The following is a 23,617-nucleotide window of genomic DNA, read 5'->3' as shown; positions in this document are numbered from 1 at the left end:
CAAATCCCGTTTATTAAAAATGTTTTCTAAAAATAATTCACAATACCGAAATGCACTTTTGAATTTTTAAAATATATAGGATTATTAAATTGCTTGCCGAGTGCATAACTTATTGAAAATATTCCTGCTTTTGTTTCGAAGCTAATGCCTGCACCGAAGCCATAAGGAGTATCGTGAATATTTTTTTTGTTACTGCTGAAATTTTCATAATACGCCCAGTCGAAAAAGCCGAATAAATATGATTTTTCTTCAAATAAAAACCTGTATTCGGCAGTAAGTATTGAGTATTTCGATGCAAAAATTGATTCTTCATCAAACCCACGCAATGTTTTTAAACCACCGATTTTAAAAAGTTCATTTTGAAATAAATTGTCATTTATAATCCAGCCGCATTGCGAACCAAGTTTTATAACCGAACGATGTGAAACGGAAAAATAATTATCAAGTTCGCTTTCTATATGATATTGCTCCGAGTTCAATTTTATGTTATTATAAACTTCGGAATTTATTTCGCTGTTTTTCTTTATATTTTTTGTTCCGGCACCGATGCTGATTTTTATGAAATGTCCGCGTCGCGGATTTAACACGTAGTCCAAATGCTCTCTTTTAAATTCCAATCCGTAGATATTATTTTCGATATCGGCATAATCGGGTAACACTGTTGTGCTCTTAAGACCAACTGTTGAAAGTATATTTGAACTTTTATTATCAAGAAAAAATTTTAGATAATCTCTGCCCGAAAAAAAATACTGAATTCCGATATTACGGGTTATAGTAATATAAGTGGTGTCTTTTTTATAAATCGAAAATTTTAAATCAATTCCGAAAGGCGTAGAAAACAAATAGGGATATGTGAAGTTAATTTTCAAATCCTGAGTTTTTTCCTGTAAGCTGCGCCAGTTGAAACTCATAAATTCGCCCCTGCCAAATGAATTGATGAGATTGAGATGTACTTCTCCGGTCAAATCAATTTTACTCGGATTTTTATCATTTTGCTTGAAGCCGACTATTCCATCAAACTGACTTGATTTATTTTTTTGAAGATATAAAATGATTTTGGAATACTTCGGCGTAAAAATTAAATTGTATGACTTTGCTTCTTTGATAAATGAAATTTCCTTTAATCTTGCACTTATTTTTTTAATTTGCGATTCATCATAAACCGAACCTTCTTCAATTCCAAGAAAACCGAACAAATATCGCTTTGAGATTTTTGCATTTCCTTTTACTATGATGCTGTCAATATTATATTTTTTGTTTCTTTCAATATTCAAAACTGCCTTAGAAACATTTGAATCTGTTTCAATACTGTCGAGTTTTACTGAAACAAAAGGATATCCGTTGTTTTCAAAATGTTCGATTATTTTTTTGTTTAATTTAATTATATCGGAATACAGCATTGTGGTTTTTCCGTCAATATTTTTTCTGCCTGTAAATTGTTTCAGAAAATCTTCATCAACATTTGCTTTTTTAATTATCACCCATTTATAAATTTTGCCGGGAATTATTGTTGCAAGCATGGAAACCGAATCGGTTGTTCTGATGCTGTCGAAATAAGCAGCCAGATAGCCCTTTTCATATAATTTATTCAGGTAATTATAAAGTTCTTTTTTTCTTTCAAGTGTGTCGTAAAATTCTTTTTTATAGTCAATTTTTGAAATTTCGGAATGAATAGAGTTATTTTTTATTTGTAATTTATATAATTTCTGGGCATTGACCTGCAAAAAGCCAATAACAATAAATAATATTAAATTTATTTTTTTCAAATGAAGAAGAAATGTTTTTTTTATTAACTTAAAATACCTACAAATATTGTGATTTTTTCAGTTATAAAAAAGTTTTACTAAACTTTGAAAGTTTAGTAAAACTACAATATCCAGTTGATTTCTTCCAATCCCTGCTGACGAAGAATTTCGTTTGTTTTTGAAAAATGCTTGCATCCGAAAAAGCCGGTTGCCGAATATGGCGAAGGATGAGCTGCTTTGAGAATATGATGTTTTGTAGAATCAATAAGAGTTTCTTTTGCAATTGCAAAATTTCCCCATAAAAGAAAAACCACTCCTTGTTTTTTTTCTGAAATTGCTTTTATTGCAGCGTCGGTAAATTGTTCCCAGCCCTTTTTCTGATGTGAGCCGGGTTGACCTTCGCGAACCGTTAAAGTTGCGTTTAACAACAAAATTCCCTGTTTTGCCCAGTTTTCTAAACATCCGTGTGCAGGAAGAGGAATTCCTAAATCACTTTGAATTTCCTTGAAAATATTTACTAGTGACGGTGGTGGTTTTATCCCTTTCTGAACCGAAAAACAAAGTCCGTGTGCTTGTCCCTTACCATGATATGGATCCTGACCGATGATAACCACTTTTACTTTTTCAAAAGGTGTATAGTTAAAAGCCGAAAAAATGAGTGAACCAGGAGGATATATCACATATTTTGCTTTTTCTCCAACTAAAAAATTTTTAAGAGCAAAAAAACAATCAGATTGGAATTCATTAAGCAACAGTGCCTTCCAACTTTCTTCAATAATGGGGTTAACTTGGCTTGTATTTTGCATTTAGTAGTTAAGTTATATTATTTTCAATATTTTTATTTAATTTTACACGAAATTACAATAAAATAAATTATATTTGCAATTCTTGTTACGGTTAAAACTTTAAAAAGATGAAAAAGAAAGCAGTTGTTATAATATCTTTAGTAGCAATATTAGCAATCGTAATTGCGTCGTGCAAAACCCATCAGAGATGTCCTGCATACAGCAAGGCGAGTAATTTTCATACCAGAAAAGCAAGCATGAATTAATTATTGCCATTCAGATTATTTAAGAATTCGTAAATATTTCCTTTTAAATTTACACGAAATTTATTATCTTTGTTTTATTAAAGCATTTAATATGCTTAAAAAGCCGTATATATTATTTATCATATCATTTATTCTTATTACTAATTCCTATTCACAGGAATTAACTAAGGATGACAGCAGGGGTATTTTATACCGTATAGAGAGGACAGGAGGAGCATTAATTCATACAGATGGATGGGGAATCATATATAGACAAGGTAAACATATTACCGGTTTTAAAAAAAGAATGTATGAATTTGAATTTGTGAACATGAAGCATCCCAAGGAGATGAGAACTTCAAATGAGAGTTATTCAAATTCAAAAAGTTTTATTTATGGCAAGACAAATAATTTTTTCATTTTAAGAACAGGCATAGGTCTACAAAGAATTATAAATGGAAAATCAAACCCCACAAATGTTGAAATACGTTATTTGCTTTTTGGTGGTTTATCAATGGGTATGACAAAACCTGTTTATTTATACATTTTGGACAATAACAATATGCCAACAGAAGATACTTTTATAATTGAAAAATACGACCCTTCAAAACATAATTCAAATAATATCATTGGCAGAGCACCTTTCTTAAGGGGTATGGAAGAAATGAAATTTCATCCGGGACTTTATTCTAAATTTGGTATAAACTTCGAATATTCTTCCGAAGGTGGTAGAATTAAATCGCTTGAAGTAGGAGCAATTGTTGACGCTTACCCTAAAACAATAGATATTATGGCTTTCGCAAAAAACAAAAACATATTTTTATCATTCTATCTTTCTTTTCATTTGGGAGTGAAGAAAAATTAATCTGAAGTTTGGATAATACAGTTATGTTAAAAAAACCCGATTGGCTAAGAATTAAGCTGCCCTCAGCAAGAGAATATTCACAAGTAAAGTTTTATTTATGGAAACACAAATTGCATACGATTTGTGAAAGTGGCAATTGTCCTAATCTTGGAGAATGCTGGGCTGCCGGCAACGCAACTTTTATGATTCTCGGCGATATATGCACGCGTTCCTGTGGTTTCTGTAATGTAAAAACAGGCAAACCAAATGATGTTGATTTTGATGAACCAGCAAGAGTGGCTGAAGCAATTAAATTAATGGATCTTAAACATTGTGTAATTACTTCGGTTGACAGAGATGACCTTGAAGATGGCGGCTCGGGAATATGGGCTGAAACCGTTGATGCAATACGCAAACTTAATCCTGATACAACAGTTGAAACTCTTATTCCCGATTTTCAGGGGAAAATTGAAAATCTTCAGAAAATATTGAATGCAAAGCCCGACATCGTTTCCCATAATCTTGAAACGGTAAAAATCTTGACAAAAAAAGTCAGGAAACAGGCAATATACGAAAGAAGTTTAGATGTGATAAAAAATATTTCAAATGCAGGAATTAAATCTAAATCAGGAATAATGGTTGGCTTGGGAGAAACAAAAGAAGAAATTCTGGAAACAATGGATGACTTGATAAAAGCAGAATGTAAAATTTTCACTGTTGGTCAATATCTGCAACCCACAAAAAATCATCTTCCTGTTACGGAATATATTCATCCCGATATCTTTGAGGAAATAAAAAAAGCCGGATATGAAAAAGGATTTGAATTTGTGGAAAGCGGACCGCTTGTGAGGTCATCATATCATGCCGAAAAACAAATTTAAGAGCACCTCTAAAAACTCGCCTCTCATCGTTGGACTTCGAAATTCAAATCCTCATTAACAGAAAGTTAACTCCGGTTTGAATTTCTTGTCCGCCTCGATATCCGAGTTTTTAGAAGTACCCTTATTATATTGAACTCTCCAAGGGTTTTATGCAGGGTTCAATACAGAGTTTAACAACTTTAATTCATCACTTAAAATTTTATACAAATGAGAAATTGTAATCAACAAAAAAACATGACTAACTGCAATTGTACACACGAACCTTGCAGCAGAAAAGGCAATTGCTGCGATTGCTTGCATTTTCACCGTCGTGCAGGAGAACTCCCTGCATGTTTTTTCCACGATGAAATTGAACGTAATCTCGACCGTTCAGTTGAGACATTTATTTCCGCATGGCAGCAAGGAAAGAAAAGGGTTTAAAGTTGCTAAATGACAAAAAAATTAAAAATAAATGTTCCCAATACTAATAAAATTATTTTCATCAATATCGAGCATTGCATTGAGCAAACATGCTTTTTGAAATTTCTTCAAATCATCGGGATAGATTTGTTTTTCAAAAATTATTTTTTTCTGTAAAAAAATTTCTCTTTTTGTTCCTTTTAGTAATGGAGTAAAGGGAGTGAGCCATTTACTTCCATCAAAAAAAACAATATTGCTGAAAGAAGTGTCGGTGATAAAATTATTTTTTACAATTAAAATATCATCAAAGTCATGATATTTATTTTTGAGGTTTTCAAATAAATTTCTGTCAGCAAATTTGTAACTGTAATTAATTTCATTACAAACAACAATTTTAAGTGTCTCGATTTTTTTAGGTTTATAGGAAATAAATTCTATTTTCTCAATTTCTTTTTTATAAAGTACTCTGCATCGGTATAAGCCATGAGCAAGGTTTCCGGGAATATAAATATTTTTTTCAAGTTCAATAAAATCACTGCAATTGAATAAATCTTTTCTTGATTTGTTCAACCTTTGGTTGTGAAAATTAATATTACAAAATTCTTTATTTAAAACTTTAATTGTTTCCAGTAACTGGCACATAAACTTTATCAATTAATTCATTGTATTCCGATTTCATATCGCTGTATGCAGTGATGCCACCGCCGCTTTTATAAAAAAGAGTGTTATTGTTTTTTTCAATAAATCGTATCATAACGCCACTATCAAGGTTACGACCATCGAAATAACCAAAAATTCCGGTATAATAACCTCTTTCATATTTTTCGGTTTCTTTAATAATTTCAATTGTTTTTTTCTTCGGAGCTCCGCTTATTGAGCCGGCAGGAAGTAGTGAAAAAATAATGCTTCCGAGAGTGTCATTAAAATTTTCTGAAAGTTGTCCGGTAATTTTTGAACTTATTTGCAGCAAATCTTTATTATTGGTTTTTATTTTTTCAACATATCTGAATTTTTCAACTCTTACATTTTTTGCAACAATACTGAGGTCGTTGCGGAGCAAATCAACAATAGTGGAATGTTCGGCAAGTTCTTTTTTGTCGTTAAGAATAATTTTTTCGGCATCAGGAATTGATGCGTCAATAGTGCCTTTCATCGGAAATGAGGAAATCTGGTTATTGGAAATTTTTATAAATATTTCGGGAGAAAAAACAACAAATTCATCCTTATATAAAAGTTTATATCGGGCATTACTGCGAAGAAAAATTTCTTTAAGACAAAGATTAATTTCAATTTTTGTGGGTTGTGTGAGATTCAAAAGATATGAATTTCCGTAATTAATGTTTTCAATTATTTTATTAAAAGCAATTTCGTATTGCTCAATACTGATAGGAAATTTTTTAAAAATAATATTTTTGTTAATAGAAAATTTTTTTTCGTAATTCTTAAACCCATTGATGTCAAAAAGAATTTCTTTATTTTTTATAGATGGTGGCTTTAATATCTGAAAATTCACTTTACCCCTAACCCTGAAGGGAGACGAATTTTCAGATGCCCACACTTCATCAAGTTTAAAAACTAAAGGATTTAAGAATTCGAAATCAATAATAAAAAAGAAAGGGATTTTATTTTTCCCAAACTCGTTCATTTGATTTATTGCATCTGACTTTTTATCAAGCCAAAGCTTTGAATTCATATCCTTTTTCGGAATAATGGTGTAGAAATTTGGGTAAAGCATAAAGCATATTTTTTTTGGCTTTCAAACTGTCGTGAAAAACAACAATAGAGCCGTTTTTTGTATACTTTATTACATTATCAAGACATTTTTCGGGAGAAATTTTTTTGTCAAAATCGCCGCTCAATACCGACCACAAAATAATTGAATATTTTTTTTTGAGCTTTAAAACCTGCAAAGGACGGATTTTTCCGTAAGGAGGGCGAAAAAGACGGGTGTGAAGCAGGTCATCACATTTTTGTATGTTGGCAAAATATTTTTTCGAAAGTGTAGTCCATCCGCTTATGTGATTAAAAGTGTGATTTCCCACAGAATGTCCGGCATTTAAAATTGATTTATAAACTTCACTATGCTTCTGAACATTTTCCCCCACACAAAAAAAGGTAGCTTTAGCATTATACTGAGCAAGTATTTTCAGAACTTCATAAGTTACTTCAGGAATAGGACCATCATCAAATGTAAGGTAAATTTCGTTTTTTTTATTCACCGGAATATTCCAAACAACACTATTCCCCGAAAGACGAGAAATTAAAAACGGTGATTTTACATAATACATTTTTATGTAGTTAAATTTCGCAAATTATTTGCTCGTGTTTTGCTGATACTGGCTGTAATATTTGCTAAACACCGTTTCGATTTCTTTAGCCAGCTTATCCTGTTTATACATTTTTGCTATTGACGCAAGTCGGTTCATCACAGATAATGCTCTTTGTTTATCATCCTCGATGTATTTTGCATCAATAGGTTTTAAAGAAAAATAATATTTCAAATAGCCGTCATAATAATCAGCAACTTTTTTAATAATAGAATTTCCTTTATCATTTTTCCCAATTTGATAATAAAGTTCACCTATGGGGGACATGAAATAATCATAAGGAGCACAATTTTCGGGCGTAACTTCTTCACACCTTTTCAAAACAGCCAGTGCCGAATCTTTTGAACCTTCCTTTATTAATGTTTCTGCCAGACGCGTGAAATTGCTTCTGAAATTCATTATCATCCTTCTATTGGTTTCGTCAAGATAAACTTTAGGATTGTTCATATTACCCCATTTGAATTTATTCATAACATTATTATACATTATTTCTGTATTGACAACACCTGACTGACCTCCTTCGTTAGCTGTATCTTTAATAGGAATAAAGCGGTATGCTAATCCTTCAAGCTGAAAATATTTTTCAAGGTCAATATAGCTTTCGTGCCCTGTGGTTATGGCAAAATATATAGGACGTTTCCAGTTAAAATTGGCAAGAAGGTCAAGCACCATAAGCTGGCTTTTCATAATTCCTCTTTCATTGTAAGTCCATTCAATAGCAGGAAGTATGTCTTTGATTTTATCTTTACTAACTGTATTGGTTTTTATAACATTATTTATATCAACAGGAATATAAAATTTTCGTGTAGGAAAATAATCAAGCTGTCGGCTCTGAGCAGGATATTTCGTACTCGGGTCGTCGCTTGCCACAAAATCAATCAGGTCTTTAAGGTTGGTATATCCCTGCAAACTTTTGTTTTCAATAATATAAATATATTCACGATTACTTTCCCGATATTTTTCTTCAGTTAAAGAAAAAGGAACCGGGTCAGAATTGTAAGCTTTACGTTTCATCTGGTCGATATACCAGCCGGTATTAAGTAAACTTAAATTACAAACTCTCACATCGGTACGAACACCTTCAACTTCCTGAGCGTACCAAAGAGGGAAAGTATCGTTGTCGCCGTTTGTAAATATTATTGCATTTTTATCACAACTGTTCAAATAATTAGATGCCCAGTCAATAACTGTAAATCTATTTGAGCGGTCATGGTCATTCCATCCTTCTTTTGCCATAATTGTCGGAACAAGTAAAAGACAAGCTGTTGTAGTAGCTGTTGCAATTATGGTTTTATTTACTTTGATTTTTTCAGACAAGAAATCATAAATAGCCATTGCACCTAATCCAATCCATATTGCAAATGCGTAAAATGAGCCGACATAAGCATAATCACGTTCACGAGGTTGTAACGGGTATTGGTTGAGATATAGTATTATTGCCAGTCCCGTCAAAAGAAACAGAAGAGATACAATAAACATATCTTTTTTATTCTTATTGTAATGGTAGAATAAACCTATAATTCCGAGGAGAAAAGGAAGCATGTAAAATTTATTTTTGCCTCTGTTGTTTTTGAGCTCAGGAGGCAAGTTATTCTGGTCGCCGAGACGGGCATCATCAATTAAACTTATTCCGCTAATCCAGTTTCCGTTAGTTGGGTCTCCATGTCCTTGAATATCGTTTTGCTTTCCTGCAAAATTCCACATAAAATATCTGAAGTACATCCAGCCAATCTGATAATTGAAAAAATAAGTAAGATTGTTTATAAATGTAGGTTTGTAAACTGTGTGGTCTCCGCTGTTATCAGTTATCTGAACAGGCACACCTTTAACATTTCCCCATTTTTTATATTCTTCGACATGGTCTTTTTCGAAGTTCCACATTCTTGGAAAAAAAGTACAGAACTCAGGAGCATAATTTGGAATAGAATTTTTTCTATCATCTATTACCACATATTTTCCTAGTTTTTCATCTTTTCCGTAAACCGGAGAGCCGTCTTTAAATGGTTTATCCTGGTCATAAGGCGGCTGAAAGTCATTATTATTCTCATCTTTACTGAAAACAAAATATGGTCCGTATGAAACCGGAGTTTCACCATATTGCTCCCTGTTCAAATATGATAATAAATTTACCGCATTGTCAGGGTTATTTTCGTCCATAGGTGTATCTGCATTTGAGCGGATTATTAAAACAAGAAATGTAGAATATCCTATTAACAGAAATGCAAAAGATAGTATTATTGTGTTTAAGTTTACTTTGTTCTTTTTCTTAGTATAATTAAGTCCCCAAATAATTAATCCTATTAATAAAATTGCAAAAAATATAGTTCCGGAATTAAATGGTAAGTGAAATGCATTTACAAATAATATTTCAACCTTTGCAAATAAATTTACTACCTGAGGAATAATAACACTTTGAACCAAACCAAGCAGTACAATTGAAAGAATACCTGTTATTATCAAACCTTTTGTTGTGGGTTTATACTTTTTAAAATAATAAATATATGCTAATGCAGGTATGGTTAAAAGATTAAGAAGGTGCACTCCAACAGAGAGTCCAATAAGGTAAGCAATAAGAACCAACCATCTGTCGGCGCCTTTTTCATCGGCAACCTGTTCCCATTTAAGCATTGCCCAGAATACTATTGCAGTATAAAATGATGATGAAGCATAAACTTCACCTTCAACAGCAGAAAACCAGAAAGAATCCGAAAAAGTATAAGCTAAAGCACCAACTAAGCCGCTGCCAAGTACTATAAAAATTTTTTCATTTGTTATTTCATTATTTTTAAATGCAATTTTTTTTGCGAGAGCAGTAATTGACCAGAACAAAAACAAAATTGTGAAACCGCTTGCAAGATTTGACATAATATTAACCATCTCGGGAACAAGTTTTACATTTCCACTTGATAGTAAAGTAAATAATTTTCCGACAAGCATAAATGTGGGTGCTCCCGGCGGATGCCCCACTTCAAGTTTATAGCAACAGGCAATATATTCGCCGCAATCCCAAAAACTCGCTGTCGGTTCTTTTGTTAAAATATAAACTGCACTGGCAATAATAAAAACAAACCAACCGGTTATATTGTTCAATTTTCTGAATTGTTCAACCATATATTTATTAATGTTAAAATTTAAATTAACTGCGAATTTATAAATTATTTTCAAAAGTTAACAAAAAGTATACTATTAAAAAATTATAAATAATAAGGAAATAGTTTGTATACAAAAAATAAAATTTAATTATAACATTAGTTAACGTAAAATATAGAAATTTAGTTTATTGATAAATTTATATTTAATAAATTTGAGCAATATGTTTAATTGATAAATTCAGAAAGCTTATGAAAAAAACTTACAAAAAAATTCTACTATTATTCATTGCACAATTTGCAATTGTTTTTGTTTCTAACTCGCAAGTGCCAACTTTATCGCCCCAAGCAGCAACTATTTGGGATGCATATTTTCCAAAGGGCTCGTACAGGGCAAACTCGGACAGATTGTTTCCTGTAATTCCTACTATAGGTTATAATGCAGTTGCAACTTCATATTCATTTTATTACGATACGGAAGTTGCGCAATTAGCTCCGGGAATCGCAGAGCTTCATGCAAGAGGAATGAAATATTATATGTTCCTTGAATTTTCTGTTTTGGAAACAACAGTAGATTCACTTATGAAAACAGACCCGTTGATTACCGATTCATGTTTTGGCGCATGTATTGGTTTTGACAGTTCCGTGGCATGCGGAGGTAAAAGCTTTAACCGACCTGCATACAGAGATTTTGTTGCTCGTTGTGTAAAACGTGGAATTGATGCCGGTGCCGATGGAATACAGTTTGATATGGCAGGTGCAGAATTTATTGATTCGTTTGACCCCGATGATTTAGCTGCTTTCAGAACATACATGATAGCAAACTATTCGTCCACAGTTTGGACATCAGAAGGAATTACAGATATGACTACTCTCGATTACAGGAAATGGCTGCGTGATGTTAAAGGAATTACAACTTTTACTTGCAGCTTCGATGATGGCACATCAGATCCACCGCTTTCAAAATATTGGCTTTTATTTAAGCTTCATCAGATTCAGCAATCATGGAAGAGCTTTTCGGATACAGTTAAAAATTATGCAATGTCGAAATATGGCAGAGAATTCAGAATTATCGGCAATAACTCAAGCTTTGGCAAAGGCGGACAACACGGACTTCTGACAATGGGAGATGTTTGTGGCGAATATTTTGGATACGGAGCCAGTTATCCTTTAATGGGTACAACCACTACAATTCACAAGCTAATGCAAAGCATTGGTAAGCGTCATTTAATTTGGAGTATTCCGAGTGATGATAATGAATGTAATTGCGAAAACGAAGAATTTGATGTGCACATGGTGGCTGAATCGTTTGCAAGCGGAGGTATGGCAGAGTTTGCAGGAAAAGAATATGAAAGAGATGCTTATGCAAAATATTTTTATTTAATTCAGCGACAAAGAGATTTGTTAAACAAAATGAATCCTGTCGGTGAAATTGGTGTTATACTTGCAATGCCTACTACTGTGTGTGCATGGGGAATGACCGACCCGAATTTAGGTGTTCAGCTTCTGATGCAGGATATAGGTCGCTCGTACGAAGTTGTAAATGCAGGTTCTAACCTAGGTTGGCCCGATTCTCTTAAATTAAGTCAACTTATAAAATACAAAATGGTTGTTTTGCATGAAGCAATTAAATTGACAAATAATCAGGTTAGCGTGCTTCTTAGTTATGTAAACCAAGGTGGAAAATTAATGGTTTTTGGAACAGAATTGTCTCCCGGATACACAGGTGCGCAGGATGAAAGCGGAAATACAAGAAGTAATATTACATGGTATAATCTTGTTAACGGAGTTACAAGAATTTCAAATTATGGTTCCGGAAAATTTATTCTTGTAAGAGAAGATGCTGATGCCAGCGATGGTTACGGAAAAACATATTTTCGTTATAGAAATTGTGGCGATGCTCCTAAAGAAACAATTGCTGCAAATATTTTAAGCAAAGTACGCAGATATGCTGATTCGGTTCTTACAAAAGAAAATATAAGATTTACGCTTCCGCAAAAAGTTATGATTTTCAGAAGTCAGGATACAGTTACAAAAACGATGTTATATCATTTAATAAATGGCGATGTAAGCTTAACAACACGTTTACATAATACACTTACAAACAAAATTGTTAAACTTGCATTAGAAGATAATCTAAAAACAAAAGATTCTGTTTGTGTAACAATCTTCAATCCCGATAACCCCGAAGGTATTTTGCTTGGAAATTTAAAAGTTGATACGGGCAGAGTTAAAATAACTGTTCCGGATTTATTTATCTGGGATATGATTAAGATTACTGAAAAATCAAGTCCTGCAGCTATTGCTGTAAAAAACCTGAATGTTACAAATGCTGTTTCAACATATAGATTAAAAAATAATGGTAAGCCGTATTTCACATGGCATATCGAAAGAGGCACACAACAAAAATATCAATTGCAATTGTGGAACAATTCCACTTGGTATGGCACTCCAACGTTTGAATCTGGATGGATTGCAAGCACCGATACATTTTATAATTACACAGGAACAAATCTTACAAACGGAATGAGTTATATTACAAGAGTAAGAATAAAAAATTCTTCCAACGATACATCCGATTGGACAATGAAAACATTTCATATAAATCAGAAACCAACTTCACCTTCACATAATTATGGAATTTCTGCAGTTATTGAAACAAGAGCTAATGTTCCGTTCTGGTTCTCTGAAGGAACCGATCCGGAAGGAGATTCTTTAAATTATTTTTGGCAATTATATACCGATAGTATTTATGATAATTATACTGATTCAACAAATCTGGATTTTCTTTACAGTTCACCATACAGCTGGCACAGACCAGAATTAGGGCATGATGGAGTTGACGATACTTTAAAAGCAACAATAAATGTCGATAACTTCGGTTTTTGGTGGAAAGTATTTTCATTCGACGGATTAGATACAAGCGTTGCAAGCAGATGGGCAAGATTTACATGGGACCATATTGATGACCCTCCCAAAACATTTGGATTAATTTCTCCGGCTAATGGCTCATCTCTTAATACAAGCGGAGCTCCGATGAATATGAACTTTATGTGGCAAAATAACGGAGATATGGATCCTAATCAAACTCTCAAAAACTGGGACCTTATGATGTCGGAAAAACCGGATTTTTCTTCAGCAAATTATACTTATACTAATGTTACTTCATTACCAAAAAACACAAGTCCTTTCCCATATACCGGTCATAAAATTATTTATTGGAAAGTTAAAGCTTATGATAAAACAGTTAATTACAAAATGAGTAATCAAATCTGGAAGTTATACATTGACAATGGCTCTAACACTGCACCTGCAAAGCCGGTATTGGTTAATCCATGCAACGGCTGCAGTGCAGACACTTCAACATTTTTAAACTGGCAATTTTCAACCGACACTCAGGGCGATACAATTTTCTATCGCCTCGAAGTTGATTCTATGCCGGGCATTACCGGACCTTTTATTATTGTTGACAATATTTTTGATGTCACCTCTCCGAATGTTGAAAAGAAACTTAAAAGTCAGCCGAATTTTAATCTGATAAAAAACGGCAGAACATACTACTGGCGTGTAAGAGCAAGTGACAGGTATATAAACGGAATATCACAATGGTCGAATGTATGGAGTTTTGTTTTTGATAATACTGTTGGTATAAGCGAACAAAAGAATAATAATTTAAGTTTGGTTTATCCTAATCCTGTTGGAAATATTTCGGTACTTGATTTGAGCAAAACAAACAAGACCGGCTTAACTCTTACTATTTACAGTTCACTTGGACAGGAAGTGGTGAAAACAAATAATTTTAAAAACAATAAATTTTATATTATTAATAACAATTATAGTCCCGGAATTTATACTTATAAGGTTTATTGCAAAGATGAATATATTGGCAATGGTAAATTTGTGGTAAAATAATAAGGATAAAAACTTTTTGGAAGCTTGGAACTGGCAGGAGGCTCGATAAAAAATCTTCACTTTATCAGATTTGCAAAGTTGACAGTGGTTATGTCAACAGTCACCATCATCAGGCAGTAGAAAAAATTGCAAAAAATTTTATTGCAGTTGCATTCTCACCCGATAAGTTAATTGAAGCAATTGAATTAAAAGATAAATTACAACATCCTTTTATTTTAGGGGTTCAATGGCATCCTGAACGAATGTTGGAAAAAGACAAATTGTCAACTCCAATAGCAGAATATTTTATCGATAGGATTAAAAAATCGAAAATATAATTTTATGGTATACAGGATGTCTTAAAAAAATCCTTTGAGTTACTTTGTGAAACACAGAATCCTTTTGGAGGATTAGTTTTATTTATAAATTACCCGCACTTAGAATAATCGCAGCTTTTGCAGCTCAAGCAACCTTCTTTATAAACCAATCCTTCGGGGTCACCACAGCTTGGGCATGTTTTTTCTGCTGCTTCCGTTCCGTCAGGAATATATTTTTTCAAAGCACGCACCACACCGTTTTTCCAAGTATTTATAGATTCGTTATCGAAATGAAGATTGCCTACAATATCAGCAACGAATGGCAATGGCATTCCGTGGCGCAGTATACCTGAAATTAATTTGGCATAATTCCAGAATACTTTATCAAATGAACGCGACAGTCCTTCGATAGTGATTTTATATCCGTCTTTATCTTCAAACTGAAAGTCATATCTGGTTTCGCCATTTTCGGCTTTATTTTTAATAACCCATCCTTTATTTATTGCCGGAGGAAGATAAAATCCTTCGGCTTTACCTGTAAATATTTCATAAGGTTTGTTATTTAGCAATCCTACAACTGCCACCCATTTTTCATAATCATTCTGGAAACGCACTATTTCTGCTTCAAGCCGCTTTGGTCTTTGAGGGGCTTTTGTTTCCTGAAATTCGCCGGTTGCATCATCTCTTTGAGAGTTGCTAACCAAAACTCCCGACCTTGAACCTTCACGATAAATCGTAACTCCTTTACAACCGCTTTCCCATGCTGTAGTGTATATTTTGCTTACCATTTCTTCTGTAAATTCTGTCGGAACGTTAACGGTAACACTAATTGAATGGTCAATCCACTTTTGAATCATTCCCTGCATTTTAACTTTGGCAAGCCAGTCGACATCATTGGCTGTTGCCTTATAATAAGGAGATTTTTTTATTATCGGGTTCAATTCTTCATCATTATAATTTTTAACTTCATCAACATTATATCCGTTAACTTTAAGCCATTTTAAAAATTTTGGATGAAACACATTATATTCTTCCCATGTATCGCCAATACCATCAACAAAGTCAACTTTTGAATTTTTATCGTTGGGATTTACTTTTTTTCTTCTTTTATAATTAATTTTAAATACAGGTTCGATTCCCGATGTTGTTTGAGTGCAAATGCTGACGCTGCCAGTTGGAGCAACAGTAAGCAATGCAATATTTCTGCGTCCGTACCTTGTCATGTCATCATAAAGTTGTGGGTCAGCATTTTTTATTCGCTGTATGAAAGGATTATTTTTTTCTTTTTCGGCATTATAAATTAAAAAACGACCTCTGAGTTTTGCCAATTCAACAGAAGAACGATATGCTTCGATTGCAAGCAACTTATGAACTTCAACCGAAAAACTTGTTGCCTCATCGGTTCCGTACCGGCAGCTCAAAGCAGCAAGCATATCACCTTCAGCAGTTATACCTATTCCTGTTCTTCTTCCTTCAATACATTTTTTCTTTATGTTTTTCCATAAATTTACTTCTATTCTTTTTACTTCGGCAACTTCGGGGTCATTTTCTATTTTCTTTAATATAGTATCTATTTTTTCAAGTTCAAGGTCGATAATATCATCCATTATTCTTTGTGATGCCTTTACATGTTTAATAAATAATTCAAAATCAAAGCTTGCTTCTTTAGTAAATGGATTATCAACATAGCTATAAAGATTTAATGCGATAAGACGACAGCTATCATAAGGACATAATGGAATTTCACCACATGGATTTGTAGAAACCGTTTTAAAACCCATATCGGCATAACAATCGGGAATGGCTTCTTTAATAATTGTATCCCAGAAAAGAATTCCCGGCTCGGCAGAACGCCATGCGTTATGTATTATTTTATTCCATAGCTGACGTGCATCAATTTCCTGTGTTTTTGTTGGATTATCTGAATCAACAGGAAATTTCTGCAAATATTTTTTATTTTCAACAACTGCTTTCATGAATTCATCGTCAATCTTAACCGAAATATTTGCTCCTGTAACTTTTCCTTCTTCAAGCTTGGCATCAATAAATTTTTCAACATCAGGATGCCTTACCGAAATACTCAGCATTAATGCTCCTCTTCTTCCATCCTGAGCTACTTCACGTGTGGAATTGGAATATCTTTCCATGAAAGGAACTATACCGGTAGAAGTCAATGCACTATTTTTTACAGGACTTCCCATTGGTCTTATGTGAGATAAATCATGTCCTACACCTCCTCGTCGTTTCATAAGCTGTACTTGTTCTTGGTCAATTTTCATGATACCGCCATAAGAATCCGAGCCACCTTCGTTTCCTATAACAAAACAATTTGACAATGAAGCTATCTGAAAATTATTGCCAATACCTGCCATTGGTCCACCTTGCGGAACAATGTATTTAAAATTTCTTAAAAGTTCATATACCTCATCTTCCGACATTGGAAGAGGATACTTTTTTTCAACACGTGTAATTTCTCTGGCAAGACGCCGGTGCATTTCATCAGGAGTGGACTCATATAAGTTATTTTCAGAATCTTTCAAAGCATATTTATTTATCCAAACACTGGCAGCTAAAGTATCTCCTTTAAAGTATTCTGTAGTTTTTGCGAATGCTTCTTCGTATGTAAATGTTTTAAATTGTAAGTTTTTGCTTGCCATTTCAGAACTTTTATTTGTATTTGCAGTAGTTTTATCATTATCGAATAAGTTCGGTCTATTCCTCTTCCCTAAAAGCTCATCATAGAAACCCTGTTCCTTGTTTATATCAATGGTTTTGTTATCTTTATCCAAATTCTTATTTTGTTCCATAGTTTCATTCATTATTAATATACTATTATAAATCAATTACTTGCGTATCATTTGTGAAATTTTTAAACGGGACGACTAAGATATACATTCATTTATTTCAAAAATTTATTACTTAAAATAAAATTATTAACAATAATTTTATATTTATTAACTACCCTTTGTTGATTAAGTTAAAAATTATTTAGAGGATTTTTTGAAAAATGCCTGCAACTTATAATTTCGTGATGTAACAAAAAAGATTTTTTTTCGTATTTATACAACATTTTTTCATTAAAAAGCAAAGTTATTGAAAATATATATTCATTAAATTTTTATAATTTTTCTTTTTATTAAAATATTTATTTACTTTAGCGGCTTAATTTTTTTACTTAAAATAACTTTAATTTTTAATATATACATAAAACTAATAACTTATGAGATTAATAAAATTAACTTTTACCCTATTATTTATTATAGGGGTAACTTTCGGATTAAAAGCTCAGAAACCAAGTAAATCGGCACTTGCTGATACGGCATATTCGTTGCAGCAATATTATGAAGCTATAGATTTATATAAAGCTGCTTATGATAAAATAAAAAAGAATAAAGCAGAAAAGGCAAGAATAAAGTATAGAATATCTTTATGCTACAGAGCATTAGAAGACACAAAACAAGCTGAAGTATGGTTTGGACAAGTAGTTAAAATGAATTTCGATGACCCTTTAGCTACTCTTTATTATGCTGATGCATTAAAATCAAATGAAAAATATGCCGACGCATTAGTACAATATACTAATTACAAGCAAAAAGCTCCAAGTGATCCGCGCGGAGCAAATGGTATTACTTCTTGTGAGCTTGCACAAAAGTGGAAGCAAACTCCAACTCGTTTTGTAGTAGAAAACATGAAAGAATTTAATTCAAAAAATGACGATTTTTCACCTACTTTTACAGATAAGAAATATAAAACTTTAATTTTTACTTCTACAAGAGAATCAAGTACAGGAAATGCTGTTGATAATATCACGGGTGAAAGTTTTTCCGACTTATATATTGTTACACAAGACAAAAAAGGAAAATGGAGCTCACCGGTACCACTACCCGAACCAATTAACTCATCAGCTAACGAAGGACCAACATGCATGAATCAAAGCATGAACACATTATATTTTACACGTTGCGGTGTAAGAAAAAAAGCAATAATGGGATGTGATATTTATGTTACTTCAAAACAAGGTCCAAACTGGGACCTTCCGCAATTAGTTAACCTTAATCCCGATACAACTATACCAGGCGTAACAATTGGTCATCCTGCAATTACAAAAGATGAACTTACATTATACTTTGCTTCAAACTTACCTGGTGGAAAAGGAGGCAAGGATATATGGATTGCCAAACGAAAAAGTAAAAATCAACCTTTTGGAAAAGCCGTAAATGTGGGTGTTCCTATTAATACAGCAGGAGACGAAATGTTCCCTTATGTTCATGAAAACGGAACTTTATATTTTGCGTCAAATGGACTGGTAGGTATGGGTGCACTTGATATTTACAAATCCACACCGAAACCTGATGGAACATTTACCGAACCAGAAAATATGAAATATCCGATTAATACTTCAGCAAATGATTTCGGAATTATTTTTGAAGGTCTATCTGAAAAGAAAGGATGTTTAACATCAAACCGAGAAGGTGGAAAAGGATTAGATGATATATACACATTTGTAATACCTCCACTTTTATATACTCTTAAGGGTGTTGTTACTGAAGATAGCACTAAAAAAGTTTTAATGGGAGCAATTGTTATTGCACGTGGTTCTGATGGTAATGTTTACGTTGACACAACCGATGCAACAGGATTATACAGCTTTAACAATACGCAGATTTTAGAAAACACATCTTATAACGTGACATGCGAAAAAGTTCCAACTCACATGAAATTTGCAAAAAGCTCAGGGCAAGCATCTACAGTGGGACTCCAAAAAAGTACCGATTTGAAACTCGACCTAGTATTACAATTAATTCCAGAAAAACCTATAGTACTTCCAGAAATTCGTTATGCATTTGACAAATGGGATTTATTGCCACAATATCAGGATTCGTTGAATGGACTTGAACAAACAATGAAAGATAATGAAAACTTGGTAATTGAATTATCATCTCATACCGATGCTAGAGGTAAAGATGCTTATAATGATGAATTATCTTTAAAGCGTGCACAGTCAGTAGTAAATTATTTGATTACAAAAGGAGTTGCCGGTGACAGAATGGTTGCCAAAGGTTACGGAAAAAGAAAACCACGTGTTTTGGACAAAACAATCATTATAACTGACACTACAGGCAAAAGTTATGTATTTAAGGCAAAAACTGCGCTTACCGAAAAATTTATCAAAAATCTTAAATATAAAGGCGAACAAGAAGCAGCTCACCAGTTAAATCGTAGAACTGAATTTAAAATTATAGGAAAGAATTATGTTGCAAAAGGAGGCGTAATTAATGCTCCTACAATACAGGTTGTAACTGATTCGACTGCTACGGAATCACCATTTAATAATGTAGTGAATCCTCAGCCAAATCAAAATCAGCAGCAACAAACGCAGCCAAATAAACCAAATCAGGCACCGCAACCTAATAAAGACGCAACTAAGCCAAAATAAAAAAGTATTAGTGAAATTAAATAAAACATAAAACATCCTGTGATTGCAGGATGTTTTTTGTTTGTAAATAAAATTATGAAAGTATCAAAATATAATCAAAGGGGAGTTTCTTCGTCAAAAGAAGATGTGCATAAAGCAATAGAAAAAATTGATAAAGGAATTTTCCCGAAAGCATTTTGTAAAGTACTTCCCGATTACATCGGCAATGCTCCTGAGTATTGTAATATAATGCATGCCGACGGTGCGGGAACAAAATCTTCTCTAGCATACATTTACTGGCGTGAAACCGGTGATTTATCTGTATGGAAAGGAATAGCACAAGATGCAATAGTTATGAATGTTGATGATTTACTTTGTGTGGGAGCAACAGACAATATGCTTTTATCATCAACTATCGGAAGAAATAAAAAATTAATTCCGGGAGAAGTTATTTCGGAAATAATTAATGGCACAGAAGAATTTTGTGAAAAGCTAAGAAAACTCGGGGTAAATGTTTTTTTAACAGGCGGAGAAACTGCAGATGTTGGGGATTTAGTTCGTACTATCATTGTTGATTCTTCTGTTACATGCAGATTAAAGCGTTCTGAAATTATTACAAACGAAAAAATTCAGGATGGAGATGTAATTGTCGGCCTTGCTTCATTCGGGAAATCAAAATATGAAAATGAATATAACAGCGGCATAGGAAGCAATGGACTTACTTCGGCAAGACATGATGTTTTGGCTAAAATTTATGCAAAAAAATATCCTGAAAGTTATGATAATATGATGCCCGTTAATCTTGTTTATTCGGGGCAAACAAAAGTTAACGATATTATGAAAGAGACAAAAATGAATATTTTCAGAATGCTTCTCTCTCCTACAAGAACTTACGCTCCAATAATAAAAAAAGTTTTAGAAAAATATCGTTCCCAGATTCACGGAATTATACATTGTTCCGGTGGAGGTCAAACTAAAGTTTTGAATTTTGTTAATAACATAAGAATAACTAAAGATAATCTTTTTCCTCTCCCTCCGATGTTCAAAATAATTCACGAACAATCAAAAACTCCATTTGAAGAAATGTATAAGGTTTTTAATATGGGACACAGAATGGAATTGTATGTTCCTGAAAAAATTGCAAAAGAAATCATTTCTATTTCAAAATCATTTGATGTTGATGCAAGGATAATCGGCAGATGCGAAAAATCTTATGTAAAAAAACTTATTATCAAAAGTGAATTCGGCGAGTTTGAGTATTAGCTGCCTTTAAATATTCCTGAAATTTTATTAATTTTGCAAAAAGATTTTAAATAGTTTAAAGTTTAATGTCTAAAGTTTAAAGTTTCGGAATTTTATTGTTTGTGCAAGAAAGCAGAAAACTTCAAAATCCTAAAATCTTAAATCCTAAATTCTAAATCCCAAATCAAATTATGTTATTAGAAAAACTTGAAGCAATTTCAAAGCGTTTTGATGAAGTTGGAGAACTCATTAGTAAACCCGATGCAATGTCAGACATGAAAATGTTCATTAAACTCAGCAAGGAATATAAAGAGTTGCAGCCAATAATTAGCGCTTTTAAAGAATACAAAAATATTTTAAATAATATAACTCATGCAAAAGAAGTAATTGCTAAGGAAAAAGATGAAGAGTTCAGAGACCTTGCAAAATCGGAGGTTGAAGAGCTTACGAAAAAAAGAGATATAATGGAAGAAGAAATCCGCACAATGCTGATTCCGCAGGATCCAGAGGATAGTAAAAATGCGATACTTGAAATAAGAGCGGGAACAGGTGGCGACGAAGCAAGCATTTTTGCAGGTGACTTATTCAGAATGTATGTAAAATACTGCGAATCGCGAAAATGGAAAGTTGAGCTGGTTGATGAAACCCCGGGAACAATGGGCGGTTACAAAGAAATTATTGCAGACGTAATCGGAGAAGGAGTTTACGGGCAATTGAAATACGAATCGGGAGTGCATCGTGTACAGCGTGTTCCACAAACCGAAACTATGGGAAGAGTTCATACCTCTGCTGCATCAGTTGTTATATTGCCCGAAGCCGATGAATTTGATGTTGATTTAAAAATGACCGATGTGAGAAAAGATACATATTGTTCTTCTGGTCCGGGCGGACAATCGGTAAATACAACCTATTCTGCAATTAGGTTAACGCATATTCCCACTGGCATTGTTGTTACATGTCAGGATGAAAAATCGCAACATAAAAATTTTGATAAAGCATTATCTGTTTTGCGAACAAGAATTTATGAATTGGAACATAGTAAATATCTCAGCGAAATTGCATCAAAGCGAAAGACAATGGTTTCAACCGGTGACCGTTCGGCAAAAATAAGAACTTATAATTATCCGCAAAGCCGTGTTACAGACCATAGAATAGGACTTTCATCGCACAATCTGCCGGTATTTATGAATGGTGATATTCAGGAATTTATTGATGCATTGCAATTGGCTGAAAATGCGGAGAAATTGAAAGAAGGAATATGAAAATAGTTTATAGTTTTCAGTTTATAGTTTAAAGTTAAATAAAAGTGATTGAATTTTTTTTTGATATAAAAAACATCAATCTCCCTGAAGATTTAAAAGGTATTGCCTCAAAAATTATTAATGGGACAAGAATTTCCGAAGTAGAGGGAATCCTGCTTTTTGAAAAAGCTGAATTATCGTTTCTTGGAATGCTGGCAAATAAAATAAAAGAAGAACGACACGGAAATAAAATTTATTTCAATAAAAATATTCATATCGAACCCACAAACATCTGTGTTAATAAATGCAATTTCTGCAATTTTTATAAATCCGAAGAAGAAGGATACGAATTATCGGAAAATGAAATTCTAAATAAAATAAAACAATTTGACGGAAACATAACAGAGATTCATATTGTTGGTGCCACACATCCCGACAGAGATGTTTTTTATTATGAAAATATTTTAAAGAAAATAAAACAAATTCTTCCCGCTATTCATATAAAAGCTTTCAGTGCAGTTGAACTCGATTATATGTTTGCAAAAGCAGGAATTAAAATTGAAGAGGGTTTAAAAATCCTGAAAAATGCAGGATTAAATTCCATTCCCGGTGGTGGTGCCGAGATATTTAATGAAATCGTGAGAAAAGAAATTTGTTCCGAAAAAATTAATGCAACCCAATGGCTCGAAATTCACGAAACAGCTCATAGCCAAAATATTCCTTCAAATGCAACAATGCTTTACGGACATATTGAAAATTTCGAAAACAGGATTGAACATTTGTCAACACTCAGAAAATTGCAGGATAAAACAGGCGGATTCAAAACATTTATTCCTTTAAAATTCAGAAATAAAAATAATGAACTTATGAATATTAAAGAATCAACCATAACTGAGGACTTGAGAAATTATGCTGTTTCAAGAATTTTTCTCGATAATTTTGAACACATAAAAGCATACTGGCCGAACATCGGAAAAAAGATTGCCCAATTATCTTTTGCTTTCGGTGTTGATGATGTTGACGGAACAATTAACGACACAACAAAAATATTTTCCGATGCAGGAGCAGAAGAAAAAAATCCCGCGATGAATGTTGATGAAATAATTGATTTTATTAAACAAACCGGACGACAGCCAATTGAAAGGGATTCGAATTATAATGTTTTGAAAATATATTAAAGCCGTAAGAAAAAATT

The 23,617-nt window shown here is 33.0% G+C and carries 16 protein-coding genes; 9 read left to right on the top strand and 7 right to left on the bottom strand.

Features of this window, described 5'->3' with window-relative positions:
- Nucleotides 1–26 precede the first annotated feature (26 nt).
- Together WC223_07395 and ung are read right to left on the bottom strand one after the other, a co-directional pair.
- Nucleotides 27–1,766, bottom strand: a complete 1,740-nt coding sequence (locus WC223_07395) for a hypothetical protein (GenBank protein ID MFA6924064.1) — start codon at nt 1,764–1,766, stop codon at nt 27–29.
- 101 nt (nt 1,767–1,867) lie between these two features.
- Entirely contained in the window at nt 1,868–2,551 is a 684-nt protein-coding gene (ung, locus tag WC223_07390) for a uracil-DNA glycosylase (GenBank protein MFA6924063.1), read from the bottom strand.
- Between the two features lie 107 nt (nt 2,552–2,658).
- On the opposite strand from ung, the gene WC223_07385 reads away from it, so the two are divergent.
- The 4 genes from WC223_07385 to WC223_07370 all read left to right on the top strand — a co-directional run bounded on the left by WC223_07385 (nt 2,659) and on the right by WC223_07370 (nt 4,920).
- Nucleotides 2,659–2,796: a hypothetical protein gene (locus tag WC223_07385; GenBank protein MFA6924062.1), complete on the top strand. Its 138-nt coding sequence runs from the start codon at nt 2,659–2,661 to the stop codon at nt 2,794–2,796.
- A gap of 91 nt (nt 2,797–2,887) precedes the next feature.
- On the top strand, nt 2,888–3,640 hold the full coding sequence (locus WC223_07380; protein MFA6924061.1) for a hypothetical protein: 753 nt from the start codon (nt 2,888–2,890) through the stop codon (nt 3,638–3,640).
- A 23-nt stretch (nt 3,641–3,663) separates the two neighbouring features.
- Nucleotides 3,664–4,500, top strand: a complete 837-nt coding sequence (gene lipA / locus WC223_07375; protein MFA6924060.1) for a lipoyl synthase — start codon at nt 3,664–3,666, stop codon at nt 4,498–4,500.
- Between the two features lie 207 nt (nt 4,501–4,707).
- Entirely contained in the window at nt 4,708–4,920 is a 213-nt protein-coding gene (locus WC223_07370) for a DUF6485 family protein (GenBank protein MFA6924059.1), read from the top strand.
- A 21-nt stretch (nt 4,921–4,941) separates the two neighbouring features.
- Here the strand turns inward: WC223_07370 and WC223_07365 are convergent, their stop codons facing one another.
- Genes WC223_07365 through WC223_07350 form a run of 4 tightly spaced genes read right to left on the bottom strand, consistent with a single transcriptional unit; the run spans nt 4,942 to nt 10,337 of the window.
- On the bottom strand, nt 4,942–5,541 hold the full coding sequence (locus tag WC223_07365) for an aminotransferase class IV (GenBank protein MFA6924058.1): 600 nt from the start codon (nt 5,539–5,541) through the stop codon (nt 4,942–4,944).
- On the bottom strand, nt 5,516–6,592 hold the full coding sequence (locus WC223_07360) for an aminodeoxychorismate synthase component I (protein ID MFA6924057.1): 1,077 nt from the start codon (nt 6,590–6,592) through the stop codon (nt 5,516–5,518). Before WC223_07360 ends, WC223_07365 begins: the two co-directional genes overlap by 26 nt.
- The gene (locus tag WC223_07355) at nt 6,570–7,187 is read right to left on the bottom strand and encodes a polysaccharide deacetylase family protein (protein ID MFA6924056.1); all 618 of its coding nucleotides are present in this window, start codon (nt 7,185–7,187) and stop codon (nt 6,570–6,572) included. The genes WC223_07360 and WC223_07355 overlap by 23 nt, the downstream gene beginning before the upstream one ends.
- A gap of 24 nt (nt 7,188–7,211) precedes the next feature.
- On the bottom strand, nt 7,212–10,337 hold the full coding sequence (locus WC223_07350) for a DUF2723 domain-containing protein (GenBank protein MFA6924055.1): 3,126 nt from the start codon (nt 10,335–10,337) through the stop codon (nt 7,212–7,214).
- A 230-nt stretch (nt 10,338–10,567) separates the two neighbouring features.
- Here WC223_07350 and WC223_07345 point away from each other — a divergent pair, with 230 nt between their 5' ends.
- A complete protein-coding gene (locus WC223_07345; GenBank protein ID MFA6924054.1) occupies nt 10,568–14,227 on the top strand; it encodes a T9SS type A sorting domain-containing protein in 3,660 nt (1,219 codons plus the stop codon).
- Between the two features lie 406 nt (nt 14,228–14,633).
- Here the strand turns inward: WC223_07345 and WC223_07340 are convergent, their stop codons facing one another.
- A complete protein-coding gene (locus tag WC223_07340) occupies nt 14,634–17,180 on the bottom strand; it encodes an adenosylcobalamin-dependent ribonucleoside-diphosphate reductase (protein ID MFA6924053.1) in 2,547 nt (848 codons plus the stop codon).
- 563 nt (nt 17,181–17,743) lie between these two features.
- Between WC223_07340 and WC223_07335 the strand changes: the two genes are divergently transcribed.
- The 4 genes from WC223_07335 to mqnE all read left to right on the top strand — a co-directional run bounded on the left by WC223_07335 (nt 17,744) and on the right by mqnE (nt 23,600).
- Nucleotides 17,744–19,960, top strand: a complete 2,217-nt coding sequence (locus WC223_07335) for an OmpA family protein (protein MFA6924052.1) — start codon at nt 17,744–17,746, stop codon at nt 19,958–19,960.
- A 75-nt stretch (nt 19,961–20,035) separates the two neighbouring features.
- Nucleotides 20,036–21,202: an AIR synthase related protein gene (locus WC223_07330; protein MFA6924051.1), complete on the top strand. Its 1,167-nt coding sequence runs from the start codon at nt 20,036–20,038 to the stop codon at nt 21,200–21,202.
- A 170-nt stretch (nt 21,203–21,372) separates the two neighbouring features.
- Nucleotides 21,373–22,443, top strand: a complete 1,071-nt coding sequence (gene prfA / locus WC223_07325) for a peptide chain release factor 1 (protein MFA6924050.1) — start codon at nt 21,373–21,375, stop codon at nt 22,441–22,443.
- Between the two features lie 44 nt (nt 22,444–22,487).
- Entirely contained in the window at nt 22,488–23,600 is a 1,113-nt protein-coding gene (mqnE, locus tag WC223_07320; protein MFA6924049.1) for an aminofutalosine synthase MqnE, read from the top strand.
- Nucleotides 23,601–23,617: the final 17 nt, after the last annotated feature.

The organism is Bacteroidales bacterium (assembly GCA_041671145.1).
GTDB lineage: Bacteria > Bacteroidota > Bacteroidia > Bacteroidales > JAHJDW01 > JAQUPB01.
The sequence above is the reverse complement of the archived record's forward strand: the minus strand, read 5'-3'. Positions and strand labels throughout refer to the sequence as shown.